The 15,715-nt window shown below is 55.5% G+C and carries 15 protein-coding genes; 11 read left to right on the top strand and 4 right to left on the bottom strand.

Going from position 1 to position 15,715, the window contains the following annotated elements:
• Positions 1–45 precede the first annotated feature (45 nt).
• Positions 46–501: a MarR family winged helix-turn-helix transcriptional regulator gene (locus ACSQ13_RS17050; protein WP_176250240.1), complete on the top strand. Its 456-nt coding sequence runs from the start codon at positions 46–48 to the stop codon at positions 499–501.
• A 323-nt stretch (positions 502–824) separates the two neighbouring features.
• Here the strand turns inward: ACSQ13_RS17050 and ACSQ13_RS17045 are convergent, their stop codons facing one another.
• Positions 825–1,106, bottom strand: a complete 282-nt coding sequence (locus ACSQ13_RS17045) for an acyltransferase (protein ID WP_295511921.1) — start codon at positions 1,104–1,106, stop codon at positions 825–827.
• Between the two features lie 81 nt (positions 1,107–1,187).
• On the opposite strand from ACSQ13_RS17045, the gene ACSQ13_RS17040 reads away from it, so the two are divergent.
• From ACSQ13_RS17040 to ACSQ13_RS17015, 6 genes are all read left to right on the top strand, one after another.
• Entirely contained in the window at positions 1,188–1,559 is a 372-nt protein-coding gene (locus ACSQ13_RS17040; RefSeq protein WP_295511920.1) for a hypothetical protein, read from the top strand.
• 38 nt (positions 1,560–1,597) lie between these two features.
• On the top strand, positions 1,598–3,100 hold the full coding sequence (locus tag ACSQ13_RS17035) for a glycosyltransferase family 2 protein (RefSeq protein WP_295511918.1): 1,503 nt from the start codon (positions 1,598–1,600) through the stop codon (positions 3,098–3,100).
• Positions 3,101–3,112: 12 nt separating this feature from the next.
• A protein-coding gene (locus ACSQ13_RS17030; protein WP_295513100.1) for an IS3 family transposase occupies positions 3,113–4,242 on the top strand; the annotation gives its coding sequence in 2 pieces (ribosomal slippage) (positions 3,113–3,359 and positions 3,359–4,242; 1,131 coding nt in all).
• Between the two features lie 26 nt (positions 4,243–4,268).
• Positions 4,269–5,339, top strand: coding sequence for a hypothetical protein (locus ACSQ13_RS17025; protein WP_295511036.1), 1,071 nt, complete (start codon positions 4,269–4,271; stop codon positions 5,337–5,339).
• A gap of 8 nt (positions 5,340–5,347) precedes the next feature.
• Positions 5,348–6,073 carry a CatB-related O-acetyltransferase gene (locus tag ACSQ13_RS17020; protein ID WP_295511033.1) on the top strand — a complete coding sequence of 242 codons (726 nt, stop codon included), beginning with the start codon at positions 5,348–5,350 and terminating at the stop codon, positions 6,071–6,073.
• A complete protein-coding gene (locus tag ACSQ13_RS17015) occupies positions 6,070–6,834 on the top strand; it encodes a sulfotransferase family 2 domain-containing protein (protein ID WP_295511031.1) in 765 nt (254 codons plus the stop codon). Before ACSQ13_RS17020 ends, ACSQ13_RS17015 begins: the two co-directional genes overlap by 4 nt.
• Positions 6,835–6,839: 5 nt before the next feature.
• On the opposite strand, the gene ACSQ13_RS17010 is transcribed toward ACSQ13_RS17015, so the two are convergent.
• Positions 6,840–7,727, bottom strand: a complete 888-nt coding sequence (locus ACSQ13_RS17010) for a glycosyltransferase (RefSeq protein WP_295511042.1) — start codon at positions 7,725–7,727, stop codon at positions 6,840–6,842.
• 117 nt (positions 7,728–7,844) lie between these two features.
• Between ACSQ13_RS17010 and ACSQ13_RS17005 the strand changes: the two genes are divergently transcribed.
• The 4 genes from ACSQ13_RS17005 to ACSQ13_RS16990 are packed head-to-tail and all read left to right on the top strand — an operon-like array spanning position 7,845 to position 11,629.
• Positions 7,845–9,203 (top strand): capsule biosynthesis protein, encoded by a 1,359-nt coding sequence (locus ACSQ13_RS17005; protein WP_176250246.1) that lies wholly within the window; start codon positions 7,845–7,847, stop codon positions 9,201–9,203.
• An 8-nt stretch (positions 9,204–9,211) separates the two neighbouring features.
• On the top strand, positions 9,212–9,868 hold the full coding sequence (locus tag ACSQ13_RS17000; RefSeq protein ID WP_176250247.1) for an ABC transporter ATP-binding protein: 657 nt from the start codon (positions 9,212–9,214) through the stop codon (positions 9,866–9,868).
• 28 nt (positions 9,869–9,896) lie between these two features.
• Positions 9,897–10,811 (top strand): sulfotransferase, encoded by a 915-nt coding sequence (locus ACSQ13_RS16995; protein ID WP_295511027.1) that lies wholly within the window; start codon positions 9,897–9,899, stop codon positions 10,809–10,811.
• Entirely contained in the window at positions 10,811–11,629 is an 819-nt protein-coding gene (locus ACSQ13_RS16990; RefSeq protein ID WP_176250249.1) for an ABC transporter permease, read from the top strand. Before ACSQ13_RS16995 ends, ACSQ13_RS16990 begins: the two co-directional genes overlap by 1 nt.
• A gap of 31 nt (positions 11,630–11,660) precedes the next feature.
• On the opposite strand, the gene ACSQ13_RS16985 is transcribed toward ACSQ13_RS16990, so the two are convergent.
• Positions 11,661–14,153 (bottom strand): calcium-binding protein, encoded by a 2,493-nt coding sequence (locus tag ACSQ13_RS16985; protein WP_176250250.1) that lies wholly within the window; start codon positions 14,151–14,153, stop codon positions 11,661–11,663.
• Positions 14,154–14,267: 114 nt separating this feature from the next.
• Positions 14,268–15,662 (bottom strand): DUF2793 domain-containing protein, encoded by a 1,395-nt coding sequence (locus ACSQ13_RS16980; RefSeq protein ID WP_295511022.1) that lies wholly within the window; start codon positions 15,660–15,662, stop codon positions 14,268–14,270.
• Positions 15,663–15,715 lie beyond the last annotated feature (53 nt).

Here is a 15,715-nt window from a genome sequence, read left to right as displayed (position 1 = left end):
ATATTTCCATCTGGAGCAATCTTTTTTTTAGGCTATGATCGCATTATGAAGCTAATTGACATTCTTGACGCGACGCCCTTTGGCATCGGCTACCGGCTGGCCTTCCTGACCAACTTCTGGCGGGAACCGATCCTGCGGCAGATGGAGAAGGACTTTGGCATCATCCGCCCGGAACTGACTGTGCTGATGTGCCTGAGCTTTCGCGACGACGTGCATGCCCGCGACATTTGCGAGGTGACGGAACAGCCGTCGAACACAGTCAGCCGCGGCGTCGCCTCGCTGGAAAAGAAGGGCTACCTGGCCCGCACGCGCGACACGGACGACACCCGGCGACAGGTATTGCGGATCACGCCCGAAGGGCGCGTTATGCATGACAAGATCATGACGCGGTTCGCACAAGCCGAACAAAAGATGCTGGGCGTCCTGTCAAAGCAGGAACAGACTGATCTGCTATGTCTTCTCGACAAGGTGGCGCGTGACGTGGAGAATTGGCGCAGTTAAAAACCTGCTCAATTCAGCAGGTACAACCGGAGCATGCCGCCCCTGTCTGTCGTTGGGGGTACTGGAACTGCGAAGCTGCGCTGGGTGCGGGTCGTGAACCGAATGACGGGTTTGTCCCGAAAGCCCAATATCCTACCTCTTACTCTGCAAGAAACTTCTTCACCGCCCCCCAGATTGCGGCCGCATCTTCACGCAAATGCTGCGGGTTTCCGGCAAGGTGCCCCCAATTCGATCGCATCGAGTGCAGCCTTGAAATCGTCGCTGAAGACGTCGTTGTTGGAAATGTCGGTGCCTATCTAGGTCTGGATCATGGATAACAGGTATCAGATCACGGCGCGCTCAATCTCGGCCCCGTTTGACTTCGGTATCCGCCTGCGATCCCATGTAACGCCGCTCCGCACCACCCGCGCTGGCGACCCGACTGCAAGCGAATTCGCAGGAATTTCGCCAAACACCATAGCGCGGCTACCGACAATGCAATCCTGCCCGATCTGCGCGCCCTTCATGATCCGCACGCCATGCGCCAGCCACACATGGTCACCGATCACGATATCACGCGGTGGATTTAGCCGTTCACCTGATTGAACGTCTAAAATCGAGTGCATATCGCTCACATCCATTGTGATATCGCCCGACAACATGCAGTTGTCCCCAAGCGTTATTTTGCCCGCCTCATGCAGTGAAATATGCGCCATCATCATCGTGGTTTTATCGCCAACCCTAAGATGGGTCTGCCCGGCACGGCATCGAAAACTCCCGTTCAGCACACAATCCTCGCCGATTTTGATCGAGCTTTCGCTGTTTCTGAGCTCGATCATTCCGGTGCCAAGGATCGTATTCGCACCAATCAGAAGGTGATTGTTTCGGCCAAAAATCCGTATCTGGACTCCTTTGCCCAGCTCGGCGGATGCATCAATATCCACCTGATTATTCAATCCGTTATCGACTATATCCAGCCTTCTCATGGTGGGTCTATCGACAAGCGGCCTGGCGGTTCTCCCGAAAAAAATCGATCTTTTCAATTTAACCTCCCCTTAAGCAAAGGCGTGCAGATCTGACATCCAATCTAAAGAACTTAGAATCGAAAAGACTGATTTTGTATAAACAGCTCGCCGCTCTTTTTGCCCGATACACCGCTGCGCACCTGAAAGCGCAGGGGAAACCGCAGGCGCTTACTGGTTCCGATGGGCGGGTTATTGGCGCGCTGGACGTCATAACCTTGGACAAGGGGCATATCCGGCTGGCTGGCTGGTCACGCGCCGATGAAATTGTTCTGCATATGAACGGCATCAAGGCCAGCGTTCAGCCCGGTTTGCGCCGCGATGATGTCGCGCAGGCTTATGGTTTTGATGCACATCTTGGTTTCGATATCACCGTGCCGTTGGGGCCCTTGAAATTGACTGAAATCGCGCGCTTTGGGCTGGAATTTCATAGCGTTGGACCAGACCAGCCAACGATCGCGATGACACTGCCCTTGGACCATCTGCACCTGGTTCGCCTGCAGGTTCTCTATGCCTTTCTTGTTGCGATTTTTACGCAAATCCCCCCTGGGATTGGATGGCTGGCGACCAGCAACCCCAAATACCGCGGGCGCATCAAACAGGGTTTGCAGCTTACCGCGCTGCCGCAATCGCGCGAATTGGATCCCGATCTTTTTCGCATTCCCGACAAACTGCCACAGCTGCGACCAGACAGCCGTATCACGATCATTATGCCTGTTTTCAACGCGTTTGAGCTACTGCAAGACGCCCTTGAACGGGTCAAAAACCACACCGAACTGCCATGGCGGCTCATCCTGATCGAAGATGCCTCGACAGATATCCGCGTCCGCCCCTTCCTCAGAAGTTGGGAAAACGGGCATTCCGATCAGGTTATCCTTATAGAAAACAAGGAGAACCTTGGGTTCATCCGAAGTGTTAACAAAGGGTTTGAAAAGGCCTTGCTTTGGTATGACCCTGTGGTCTTGCTGAACTCTGACGCGTTTGTTCCGGTCAACTGGGCGGCCCGGTTGATTGGGCCCCTTTTTGCACGCAAGAACGTCGCAACGGTGACCCCCATGTCCAACGACGCCGAGATTTTTTCGGCCCCGCTGATCTGCCATCCACAAGAATTAACCACAGGGCAAGGGGATCTTATTGACAAAACGGCAGCATCCCTGAACCCGACGGCTGAACAAATCGCGATGCCAACAGGGGTCGGATTCTGCATGGCGATGAATCTTGCGTATCTTTGGAAAATCCCCAATTTCGATACGGCTTTCGGGCGTGGCTATGGCGAAGAAGTCGACTGGTGCCAGCGGGTCCGCGATTTGGGCGGCCTGCATCTAAGCGCGAATAACCTGTTCGTTGAACACCGCGGCGGTCAGAGTTTCGGAAATGAGGAAAAGCAGCGCCTTATTGCTGAAAATAATAAGAAAATTCGCCAAAGATATCCGGATTTCGACCGCGACGTTCAACACTTTGTTCAATCTGATCCGCTACGGTCCACCAGACTGGCGCTCGCGCTCGCTTGGGTGGGGGCACAAGACAACTATCCGGTTTCCATATATTGGTCTTGCCCCGTTTTAGTTCCGGTCTCTTTCGAGCAATGTTTGCTATGAAGGAGATAAGGAATGGCAAAGCGATACACAGACGAGTTTCGGCGTGATGCTGTGCGAATGGCGACGACCAGCGGCTTAACGCGCCCGCAGCTTTCATCGGATTTAGGGGTTGGCGTCTCCACGCTGAACAAGTGGGTTCAGCAACATCAGCACGACGATCTGATGTCTGGGCCGCATGAGGATGTTGAGAAGGAAAACATCCGCCTTCGCAAAGAAGTCCGGCTACTGCGCGAGGAGAGGGAAGTGCTAAAAAAGGCGGCAATCTTCTTTGCAGGCGAAAGCCGGTGAGGTTCGCCTTCATCGACGCCTGGAAGGAAGCTTGGCCCGTAGAATTTCTCTGCCGTATCATGCAGGTCACGTCTCGTGGGTTTCGTGCGTGGCGGATACGCCCAATGAGCCAACGGCAGCGAGATGATATGGTACTTCTCGCCCACATCCGTGAGCAGCATCGGCTTAGCCTGCAAAGCTACGGACGCCCACGGATGACTGAAGAACTGCAAGAACTGGGGCTGAGCGTCGGCCACGGGCGTGTGGGCCGTTTGATGCGCGAGAACGGCATCAAGGTCGTCAGGACCCAAAAATATAAGGTCACAACAGATAGCGATCACACGTTCAACATCGCGCCCAACCTGCTGGATCAGGACTTCACTGCGGATGGCCCGAACCAGAAATGGGCCGGTGATATAAGTTACATCTGGACCAGCGAAGGCTGGCTATATCTGGCTGTCATCCTCGACCTCTACTCTCGCCGCGTCATCGGCTGGGCTGTCAGCAACCGCATGAAACGGGATTTGGCGATCCGGGCGTTGGACATGGCTGTGGCGCTACGGCAACCGCCCGAAGGCTGCATTCACCATACGGATCGCGGGTCGCAATACTGTTCCAACGAGTATCAGCGCCGCCTGTCAAAGCACGGCTTCAAGGTCTCGATGAGCGGCAAGGGCAATTGTTACGACAATGCGATGGTTGAGACATTCTTCAAATCCATCAAGGCAGAGCTGATCTGGCGCAATCGTTGGGACACACGCCGCCAGGCAGAAGGCGCGATATTCCAGTATATCAATGGCTTCTATAATCCACGCCGACGTCACTCATCGCTCGGCGGGAAAAGCCCCTTGGCATTCGAACGAAAGGCCGCATAAATGAGTTGAGAGACCGGAACGTAACCGTGACAAGACCATATCTCGCGCACAGCATGGGGGGCGGCGCAGATGCCTATCTTGCAAAAAGGATCGCCACGAAGCACCACACCCTTGACCGGTCTGCTGTGGTGCTGCGGGTGGGGGGCAAACAGCGGTGGCAGATCGAACTTGTAACCCCTGATGGAACCATATCCGGCAACACCAACAGCCTGGATTACGTGTTGCAGATGCTGGCACCGATCTCGCGCCGTCGCATCGTCTATTCCTGCGGCGTCGGTGACCATGATCCCATCGGTTTACCCGGTGCGCTTTTCAAGCTCAGCAACAACGGTCGCCACACGATCGAAGTTCTCTTTCACGATTACTTCCCCATATCTCCATCCTATACGCTACTGGATGATACAGGCATCTATCACGGCGTGCCCCCAGCCTTGAACACTGATGGCGTCAAACCTGCGGGCTCCCTTCCATCGCAAACACTTAAAGACTGGCAAAACGCCTGGTCCATGATTTTGGAAACTGCAAAAGACATCATCGTCTTTTCGCCCAGCAGCGCAGAGATTGTGAAATCCGTATATCCGGGCATTTCGGAAAAAATTTCAATTCGCCCTCACCGACTGTTGCAAGATGTCCCGATCATCCCTGCACGCCCAGTCGGGTCGCGGCGGGTCGTTGCGATTCTAGGGGACATTGGCCTTCAGAAAGGCGCAGGGATCATCAAGGATCTCGCCCGGAATTTTGAGAAAAACGACATCGGCCTCGTCATTATCGGCAACTTTGACAACAGTTTTCCCATTCCGCCTTCCGTGCCCGTTCATGGCAGCTACCGGATTGAAAACCTTACGCATATTTGTGCACGATACGGGGTGACCGACTGGCTTATTCCGTCAATCTGGCCGGAGACATTTTCCTTTACGACCCATGAAGCGTTGGCAACGGGTCTGCCTGTCCACGCCTTTGACCTTGGTGCGCAAGGGGCCGCAGTCAGGCAGGCCAAGAACGGGTTTCCGATTGAATTTTCGCAAGGCGGCCTTCAGCACAAAAACCTGATCGAGCATTTCCACAGATACCTTCACCCGCACCGGAATGCTGCGTAATGAGCCCCATGTCTGTCCCCATCAAAAAGCTACAGGCTGTCGGTGTAGAGGTGTTGAACCGCGGCGGTTCTGCTGTGAACTTGCCGCAGCATACGATCATCGAAGCGCCCGCAAGCCTGAAGTGGACCCAGTACGAACATTCGATCGAGCTTGGTGCCTTTTCTTATCAGGTTTCGGGATATTGTTTTGCCGCACGGATTGGACGGTACTGTTCATTTGGCGAAGGTGTGCAAATCGGTCGGCAGAACCATCCGACGCATTGGGCATCCACCAGCCCGGCCTTTTATTTGGGGGATAAACTGTTTGATCTTGCAGATGGTTTTGCGGCGGCCGAACATTACCACAACTATAAATTTACCTTCAAAGGGCCACCAACCAAGGTCAAAATCACGACGATCGGCAATGATGTTTGGATCGGCCATGGCGCATATATTGCCGCTGGCGTGACGATTGGCGATGGCGCGATTATTGGTGCCCACGCCGTTGTCACACGCGACGTTCCAGCATTTTCCGTGGTCGCGGGAAACCCTGCCAGCATCAAAAAAATGCGACTGCCCGCCTCGCTCATTACTCCGATGTTGCGCAGCCAATGGTGGCGATTTGCGCCGTGGCAAATGGACCACCTTGATCCGTCAGACCCGACCGAATTTTGCAAGGGCATTCATCATATGCTTGCCGGAACGGCCCCCTATCAGCCTGACCCAGTCGACCTGCGAAATGGCATTCCAGCGTGAGGAAAATCGTATTCCTTCATATCCCTAAAACCGCCGGGCAAACGGTGCACTCGGAACTTTCACGTATCGTGGGGCCAGGCCAGACATCGCCGGTCCGCGTGCACACTCAAGCGGAGCAAAACGGGCAGTTTCCTCCCGGATACACGCTATATTCCGGGCATCTGGATTGGGAACATCTTGATCAAGTGCAAGGAGACCGGTTCGTTTTCACGATACTGCGGAATCCGTTTGAACGTATCGCGTCATTTTACTTCTATCTGCATCACAAGTCGTTGGCGCTGCCCCCGGCGACGCTGAACGAACCCGCGCACACCGGCCTTAGGAACATCAGGGAACGGACGGTTGATGATTATTTCTTTGGCGGTGCTGCCAATTGGCAGCAGTTCATTCTTGATCACTACGACAACTTCTATTGCACGTATTTCGCGACCCGGAAAATCCGCGGGGCAAGCGACGTCGCAAAACTTCACCCCAATGATCTGATTGAGATGGCCCAAAAGCAGGCAGACCTGCTGGACCGCATATACCCCATCGAAGGGCTAACCCTGCTTGAAGCGGATATTGCCCGCCTTACGGGGGCGCGCATTTCAGTCGCAGAAAAGCGGGTCAACGCGGGGCCGCAAGCAGAGGGCACGAAACGCTGGCCCCAACTGCTTGAGAAAATCGAAAGTGATGCCAATCGTGAAAAGCTGACGGGTTTTGCCGTCAAGGATATCGAGTTGATGCGACGTCTGCGCCATCAAGGAGTTTTGCACGGATGAGCCGTTCACAGCTTTCCCAATCGCGCCAATATGCGCAGGGCCAAATCACCAGCCAGAGTTTGCCGGTAGACACCAAGCGATTGCGGGGATGGCCGCCAGTTGATCGCCGGCTGCGCCCGCCAATCCGCAAAATCGAACAAAACGCGGCGATTTCGGCGGGTCAGAACGGGCGAAAGACCGGTCAGTACATTCAGGTTTCGGTCGACCCAACCCGCAAATACATGCTGGATCACTGCCATCGCCCGGCGCCCCGCATGTGCCTGACTACACCCAAGAAGATTACCGCCATGCTGACGGTAAAAAAGGCCGGGCCTCGCATCATGGATGATATCAAAACCGGCCCCAGTCGCAGTTTGATACACCCACCAATCATGAAACGGGACACCCGCATTCAACGCAAAAGGCAAGGCACTGCGCAAAAAATCGGTGACGTCGGGCGGTATCACAAGGGTATTGCCGCGCAAAACATTCTGCACCAAGGCATTCCCGAATGCGAACGGCCGCTGGAAATCGGTAGATATGCCAACTGTGTTCAGGCTGGCATCGGTATAGATACTGCGGCTCGAATAGATTTCAGCACCTGTCCCGCGCCAGATCATATCAACCGCACGCGCCAGTTTATGGGGCAACCAAACATCATCCTGATCGGCAAAGGCGATCCAAGCACCGTCCAATTCAGAGTGCCCCAACATTGTCATGAAATTTTGCGCGCATCCCTGACCGGGTCCGCAAATCAAACGGATATTACGATCGGTGTGGTCTGCGATAAACCTTTTGACGCATTCGACGGTCTGATCGGTCGAACCATCATCGCTGATCCAAAGGCTCCATTCCCGATGGGTTTGGGCAAGAATGGAATTCAGCTGCGCCCCGATAAACGGCGCGCCATTCATCGTACAAAGCAAGATATGAACATGCGGCGATTTCAAAACAATTCACCCCTTACACCACTCGTTTACAGGCCAACAAAAAACACAGTCCGCTTAATATTCAGTGATCGGGTTTAGGATATGGCACACACAGATCCGCTGCCCGATGGCACGCCTGCCCGCACGCGCAAATTGACCCATGACATCCGCAAGGCGCTAAAGATGAGGGAGAGAGAGACCGCCCTGGCGCGAATTGAAAAACAGCGCAGTGCCAAAAAGGCCGAGATCGCCGCGAAAGTGCAGCAAACAGATTTGATCCTTGCGCAGGGTAATCTGCCCGCCTTGCGGCAAACGCACCATCCGGTTGCCCCCCCTGTGCGGGATGCCCGTATCAAACCGCGCCACCGTGCGGTTTTCCTGAGTTTTGTGATCTGCGTCTTGGGCACAAACCTCGTGTCGGCTTGGTATTTGTGGGAACGCGCAGCAGACCGCTTTGTGTCGGTTGCCGGGTTTTCTGTTCGTACCGAAGATACCAGTTCGGCGATTGAACTGTTGGGCGGCGTTGCAGAGCTGTCTGGATCCGGGTCTTCCGATGAAGATATTCTGTACGAGTTTATCCAAAGCCAGGATCTGGTGCGCACCGTGGACGAGGCGCTTGATCTGCGCAGTCTTTGGTCAAAGGCCGATCCGGAAATCGACCCGGTTTTCAGCTATCACCCCCCGGGCACGATCGAGGATCTGACCGACTATTGGGCGCGCATGGTCGATGTCTATAGCGATGGCAGCACCGGTCTGATTGATCTGGAAGTGCAGGCGTTTACCCCACAAGACGCCCAAGACATCGCGCGGTTGATCTATGAAGAAAGCAGCCGGATGATCAACCAGCTGTCCGATATCGCGAGAGAAGACGCAACACGCCATGCCCGCGAAGAGCTGGAGACCGCCGTTCAACGGCTGAAAATTGCCCGATCCGAGGTGACGAGGTTCCGCAATCTCAATCAGGTGGTATCGCCCGATGCGACATTGCAAATCCAGACGGGGCTGCTGTCTTCGCTGGAAACGCAACTGGCCGAAACGCTGATTGATATTGATATGCTCCGACAGACCAGCACGGCAAAAGACCCCCGCACCAAGCAGGCAGAGCGGCGTCAGGCCGTGATCGAAGAACGGCTGAAGCAAGAGCGTGCGAAACTGGGGATCGGCAGTGGCAACGGCACGGCTGACAGCGGTTTCGCCGATCTGGTAGGAGAGTTCGAGAGCCTGTCGGTTGACCGCGATTTTGCCGAACAATCCTATACTGCGGCGCTGGCCTCTTATGACGCCGCAGTCGCGGAATCGCGCCGCCAGACCCGTTACCTTGCCGCGCACGTCAAACCGACCCTGGCTGAAAAATCTATGCGCCCCGACCGGCTGCTCACCATGGCGCTGGTTGCATTATTCAGCTTTCTGATCTGGGCAATTCTTGTGATGATTGGCTATTCCTTAAGGGATCGGCGCTAGATTTCGCCATGATCCTTTTGCGCAATCTGACAAAATCCTATCATGTGAACGGCACCCGAAAACTTGTCGCCGATCGGATAAATGCAGCCTTTCCCGGCCAAGTTTCCGTGGGGCTGTTAGGGCGCAACGGGGCAGGAAAATCTACATTGTTGCGGATGATTGCGGGCACGGCCGACCCGACATCCGGCGAAGTGTTGAGCGATGGTAATGTGTCGTTTCCGGTTGGCTTTGCCGGGTCCTTTCACCCCGATATGACTGGCGCGCAAAACACCAGATTTGTTGCGCGCATATACGGTGCCAACAGTGACGCCCTTATGGATTATGTCGCGGATTTTGCCGAACTTGGCCCCCAATTCCATGCGCCAATCCGCTCGTATTCATCGGGGATGCGGTCCCGCCTTGCCTTTGGTGTGTCGATGGGGCTGACCTTTGATACCTATCTGATTGATGAAATTACCGCCGTTGGCGACGCCGCGTTCAAACGCAAAAGCAAAGCCGTCTTTGCCGATAGAATGTCGCGTGCCGGGGCGATTTTTGTAAGCCATTCCATCGGGTTACTGCGCGAGATGTGCAGCGCGGGTGCGGTTCTTGAGAAAGGTCAGTTGATTTACTTTGACGATATTAACGAAGCGATAGAACTGCACGAGTACAACATGAAACCCTGACCCCACGCGTTTGGACAAGGTTTCATTCATGCCTGATTATTCCTTTCCATCAACGGCCACGATGGTTTTTTGCATTGGTGCCCAAAAGGCAGGGACGACCTGGCTTTACGACGCTTTGCGACAAAGCGATGAGGTATATTTCTCGCGGAACAAGGAACTGCATTATTTCGATGTGATTGCCGGCAAGGCGAGACAGGTGTTCGACATCCGTATTCACGCGGCCCAGACCTTGGCGCAACGATTGGTCCCACAGTTGGGCCCCCGAAACCGCGCCAACCTGCAACAGCTGCGCGACCTCACCGATCTTTTGGATATTTATACTTCTCAGGCTGACGACCACTCGGCCTATCTTGATTATTTGCTGGATCAGTATGACGGCCAACCTGTCGTATGTGATATCACGCCAGCCTATGCGGTTCTGGATCGCGAGGTTTTCGCGCAAATGGGGCAGATCGGGTCTGCCAAATTCATCTTTATCCTGCGCGACCCGATTGACCGGATGTGGTCACAGATCAGAATGGCGATCAAAACGACCAATCCGCCGCCCCCCTGTTTTCAGGATGCCTGCATTGCCCGCGCGCAACATCTGATTTCAACCGGGCGATTGACCAAGATCGAAAGAGCGGATTACCGGCGCACTATTAATGAGTTAGAGGCCGCGATCCCATCCGACCGGATCAAGTACCTGTTTTACGAGGATCTGTTCAAACCTGCTTCGATGGATCGCCTTTGCGGGTTTTTGGGGATCAGAAAGATCGCGGCAGACCCAGACACGCATATTAATCCGGGCACAAAGGCGGTTATGCCCAAGGATGTTCGCGCAGGGCTTTTTGATGCCTTTGCCCCGCAATATGCTTTCGTTCAGGAACGCTTTGGCGATCTGTTACCCGATCAATGGGATGGCGGGTTTCAATCAACGCTTCCCCCAACCGGGACCGCCTGATGATCGTCGATCCCGTCACGGTAGCGCGCCCATTGCGCAGGGTCCGCAGCCCCCAGCGCTTTATGACCGCACGAACGATCTGCGCGCTCATTTTGCGAGAAATGACAACAAGCTACGGTCGGTCCCCCGGCGGGTATCTCTGGGCCTTGGCGGAACCTGTTCTTGGCATCGCGCTGCTGTCGGTGATTTTTTCAATCGGGTTTCGCAGCCCCCTGCTGGGCACAAATTTTGCGATGTTTTATGCAACTGGCCTGCTGCCTTTTTTGATGTTCAATGACCTTAGCACCAAGACAGCGCAGGCGATCAACTATTCGAAACAACTGCTCTCCTACCCGCGGGTCACTTTCGTCGATGCAATCGCGGGCCGGTTCATTCTCAACCTTCTGACGCAGCTCCTTGTGGGGATTATCGTGTTTTCAGGCATCATTATTGCCTTTGAAACCCGAACAAGTCTTGAGTGGGGAAAGATCATCAGCGCTTTCACGATGACCGCCGCCTTTGGGCTGGGGGTCGGGACGTTCAACTGTTTTCTGATGTCGATGTTCCCGATCTGGCAGCGCGTGTACAGCATTCTAACCCGCCCTCTTTTGCTGGTCTCCGGCGTCATTTTCACACTGGAGGCCGTTCCCCACCCTTATCAGGACTGGCTTTGGTACAACCCGCTTGTGCATATTATCGGGACCATGCGCGCCGGTTATTACAACAGCTATGATGCCGTCTATGCAAACCAGACCTATGTGTTTGCGCTTTCAGGTCTGCTTGGCTTCTTGGGGCTGGTGTTCCTGCGCAGATATCACCGTGACATCATGGAGCTTTGAGCGGGCAGAGGCATACCCAGAAGACAAGACATCAGACCAAATCCAGATCATTCTCCAGTATATCAAGGGATTCCACATCCAGCAGATCAAGGATGTTGCCATTCCCAAAATCCAGCGAAACATATCCTTCGGCAGTCAGGCTGGCATATTGAGACAGTTGCGACACGGTGCGCGTTCCGCCGCCCCACAACATCGAATCAAGAACCAGCGTATCAATTTCATTCTGAAAGTCGAAAATCTGATCATGGCCGGAGGTGAAAATGAACCTGTCCGCACCAATCCCCCCGGCCAACAGGTCATCACCATCCCCACCATCCAATGTATCATGGCCGGCGTTGCCCTTGAGCAGGTCATTCCCAGACCCGCCGGTCAGAAAGTCGGAGCCGTTATCGCCCTGCAAACGGTCATCACCGTCACCGCCGTCTAACGTGTCGTTGTTGATCCCGCCAGCAAGCCAGTCATTGCCGCTTTGGCCTTCCAGCTTGTCCGCCCCTGCATTTCCGTACAGGCGGTCATTGCCATTCCCGCCATACAGCTCATCCGAACCCGCGCTTCCTGCCAGCGTGTCCTGATCGTTGCCGCCCCACAGACTGTCAGAATTCAGACCGCCTGTCAGCTGATCATTGCCGTCATCGCCATAAAGCCGGTCAGCGCCATTATTCCCGTTTATCACATCGTTGCCACTGCCACCGCCGATGGCATCAAACCCGTCCCCGCCCCAAATGAAATCGTCACCATCTTGGCCGCGCAGGGTATCCCAACCGATGCCTCCCCAAATCTGATCGGCCCCCAGACCGCCCTCAAGAACATCACTGCCGGCGTTGCCAAGAATGTCATCATCGCCCTCGTCCCCGTTGATCGTGTCATTGCCACCCATTCCCGAAAGGGTATCATTGGACGCAAGGCCCTGAATAATATCGGCTGCGTCATCGCCATTTAACGTGTCGGCCGCAGGGGTGCCGCTCAGGTTCTGCGGCACAGGGATAGCAGGGGCCGTTTCGCTGTCCGGTTCGTCAGGCAGCACCAGATTTTGCGGAATATACGATGTTCCCAACGTAATCCGGGGCATCATTTCCGCGTATGAAATCGGCTTTCCATCCGCGGATTGAACGGTCAGGCTTTCTTGGCCAAGGGTCAGAATGGCACCGGTACTGGTCGACTGGAACGCCGATTGCGGTATGTTGCGCACAAGGGGCCAGCCCGAAAGATCAAGCTGATCTTGCGCAATGTCGAAATCACCGATTGTGTCCGACGACCCATCCGCCGTCATGATGAACCTGTCAGCACCCGCGCCGCCGGTCAGCAGGTCGGATCCGGTGCCATCTACCAAGAAATCGGCCCCCTCCCCCCCAGAAATCGTGTCATTCCCCGCATTCCCCATCAGGAAATCATCCGCGGTGGTGCCGGACATAACTTCGGCCGTGGATGTGCCCGAAACCGGCGCAGCACGGCCAGAGATATCGAGGGTAAAGGCGCTTAGCCCTGCCTCGGCCCCTGACGCGACAACAAGGTGCAAGGCATCATTCTGCACAGAAAAACCTAGCGCCGACACCGCATCAAGGGTGGTGTCTATCCCGTCGACGATCGTGCTCAGGTGTAACAACCGCCCATCGGGGGAGAGTTCAAAAACCGATACACCATCATCCCCGCCCGCCGCCGCCAGATAGGCGCGGTCGTTGTGCACCACTGTTCGCAAATGCGATACATCATCAAATCTGGTGTCCAGCGTATCCAGCAGGTGGTCTGTCAACTGCATCGATCCATCTGCACCCAACCGCACAACGGTAAGGGAACCGCTGGCCGATGATGCCATCACGCCAAAGGACTGATCCCCGACAGTGACAATCGAAACCGCACTGGGGCTGGCAATACCCACACCATCATTGGCCGATACCCTGGACACCTCTATCGGGCGGCCAGCGCTGTCCAGCGTCATGCTGATCAGCGCATTTTCAGAGGCAGAGCCGACCAAAAGGATAGGTGATCCGCCAATATCGGCAATACACAGCCCGGTCAGGGCCGCCTGCGATGATACCCCCGCACCCGCGTCCTGAACCATTGTGACAGATGCGTTGTCATTGATCCGCCACACCCCGACAGTATCGGACCCACGGGCGATACCGTATAAATAGGGCAGGCCGTCAATTTCGGCGACTTCGGCCCCCAGCATCTGCTGCGGCAAGGGCGCGCCAGTCACAGCCGCCAAGTTTGAAAATGTGCCATCCGCCGCAAGGTCGATCTTCGTCAACGCTGCATTTTGAACGCCGGTCAGATACAAGCTGTCGCCAACAAGGGTCAGTTTATTGACCGACCCCGATTGGGTCGAACCTGCAATCGCCCGGCTATCAAGCTGTGTCAGCCCCCCGTCAGCACCAATGCGGTAGGCCAATAAATCACCGCCTCCAAAGCGCGAGGTCGTGTATAGGATCGCCCCCGAAGGCGTGTCGGACACAACCATGTCGGTCACCCCAGTCAGAAAAAAATCTGGCCTGCCCGACAATGTTACCTTGTGTTCGAACTCCATTTATTCCAATCCCCAGACGTCCATCGGGGATGATAATGCGCAAGCTTCGTTAACCGCTCCTATGTGCTCTGTGGCAACTTAATGGCATTCACCGCGAATTTGATCGATTGGACATCACAGATAAATCCCGCCCGTCTGCACCACCCCGGCACTGTCACCCGGAAGGGTCACGCCACCGCTGTCGATGACGCCATTCGCGGCCAGATCATAGCCTGCGCCAAGGGCGCTCCCAACAAAGCTTTGCCCGGCAAAACGCGCGACACTGGCGTGTGTACAGATGCAAAACGCATCAAGAAATTCCGGCGTCCCCGCCAAGGTCACACTATGCCCGTTCCCGTTAAACTGCGCCCCGTCAGTCAGACGCAGGTGAAAGCCGGCGTTCCCGTCGATCGAACACGCGCCTTCCAATGACAGGCGGGCGGCGACCCCCTCAAGATGCCCACCGGCATCACCGAAAACAACAGCATCGACCATCAGATGCGCTTGACCTGTCACAGATAATGCAGCCGCCACGGCACTCGCGTTTTGCACCTTGATGCCGCGCAGCAAAACCTGACCAGCAGAAATGGCAAACGCCTGTTCCACGGCATCAACGACGACCATCCCCGGTGCCGCCACATCCCCCTGGACGATCAACTGCCCGCCGCCGACCAACGCGCGCCTGACCACAATCGGTTGCACCAAACCATAGGTGCCGTGCGCAAGCTGAACGGTGATATCGTGGCCACCGGTATCAATTGCCTGCGCCGCCGCAAATGCCTTGGGGAGCGTGGCAAACGCACCCGCACCGGCTGACAAGCCGTCATTTGCGTCACTCCCCGATGCCGGGTCAACGAAATAATTGCGCGGCGCGGTCAACATTTCGCGCCATCCTGCAATCGCAGTCGTAATGCGCCCCGTCACCGCATCAACACGCAACGCTTCAACCCAACTCGCGCCATCCGCGCTGACCTTCAGGGCGAAATCATCACTGCCTGCGATGCCCATTTCAGCACGCCCGCCATATCCTGTCTGGAACAACAGACTTGCTGTATCACCTTGGGATGCCTTGTTAATCTTGAGCTGATGCCCGCCGCCGGCATTGTTCAGCAACACCGCATCCGATGACACAACCAACTTGTTATAGCTGTCAAAGCTTGCCCCGATGCCAAGGCCCGGCAAATTATCCAAAACAGCAGCGACCCAAGCCGCGCCATCAAAAACGACTGTGGTTTTGGTATCCAGCACCTGCGCCGTCCACCCTGCAAGGGGCGTAAAAAACTGCCAGCTCGTGTCAATAAAAGCCGCGATATTTCCGCTTTGCCCCGCCCATTCCGCCTGACCATTCGATGCCACGACATAGCGGTCCCCCTCGACCGCTGTGGCGGGCGGAACGGAGTGATCCACAGACACAACCGCCAACTGCACAACCACATCCAAAAGCCGCAGGGCCTCGTTGTGGGTCACGTGCTTTTGCGCTTGCGCAGGCTGGATATAGGGCATCGACAGGATCGGTGAAGTATCTGACATTACTGGGCTCCATGGCTTGGGCATCGGTTCTTGGCCAAGCTGCGTGAAACCCG

Origin of the sequence: Sulfitobacter sp. SH22 (genome assembly GCF_965641905.1) — a bacterium.
GTDB lineage: Bacteria > Pseudomonadota > Alphaproteobacteria > Rhodobacterales > Rhodobacteraceae > Sulfitobacter.
This window is presented reverse-complemented; position numbering and strand designations above follow the sequence as displayed.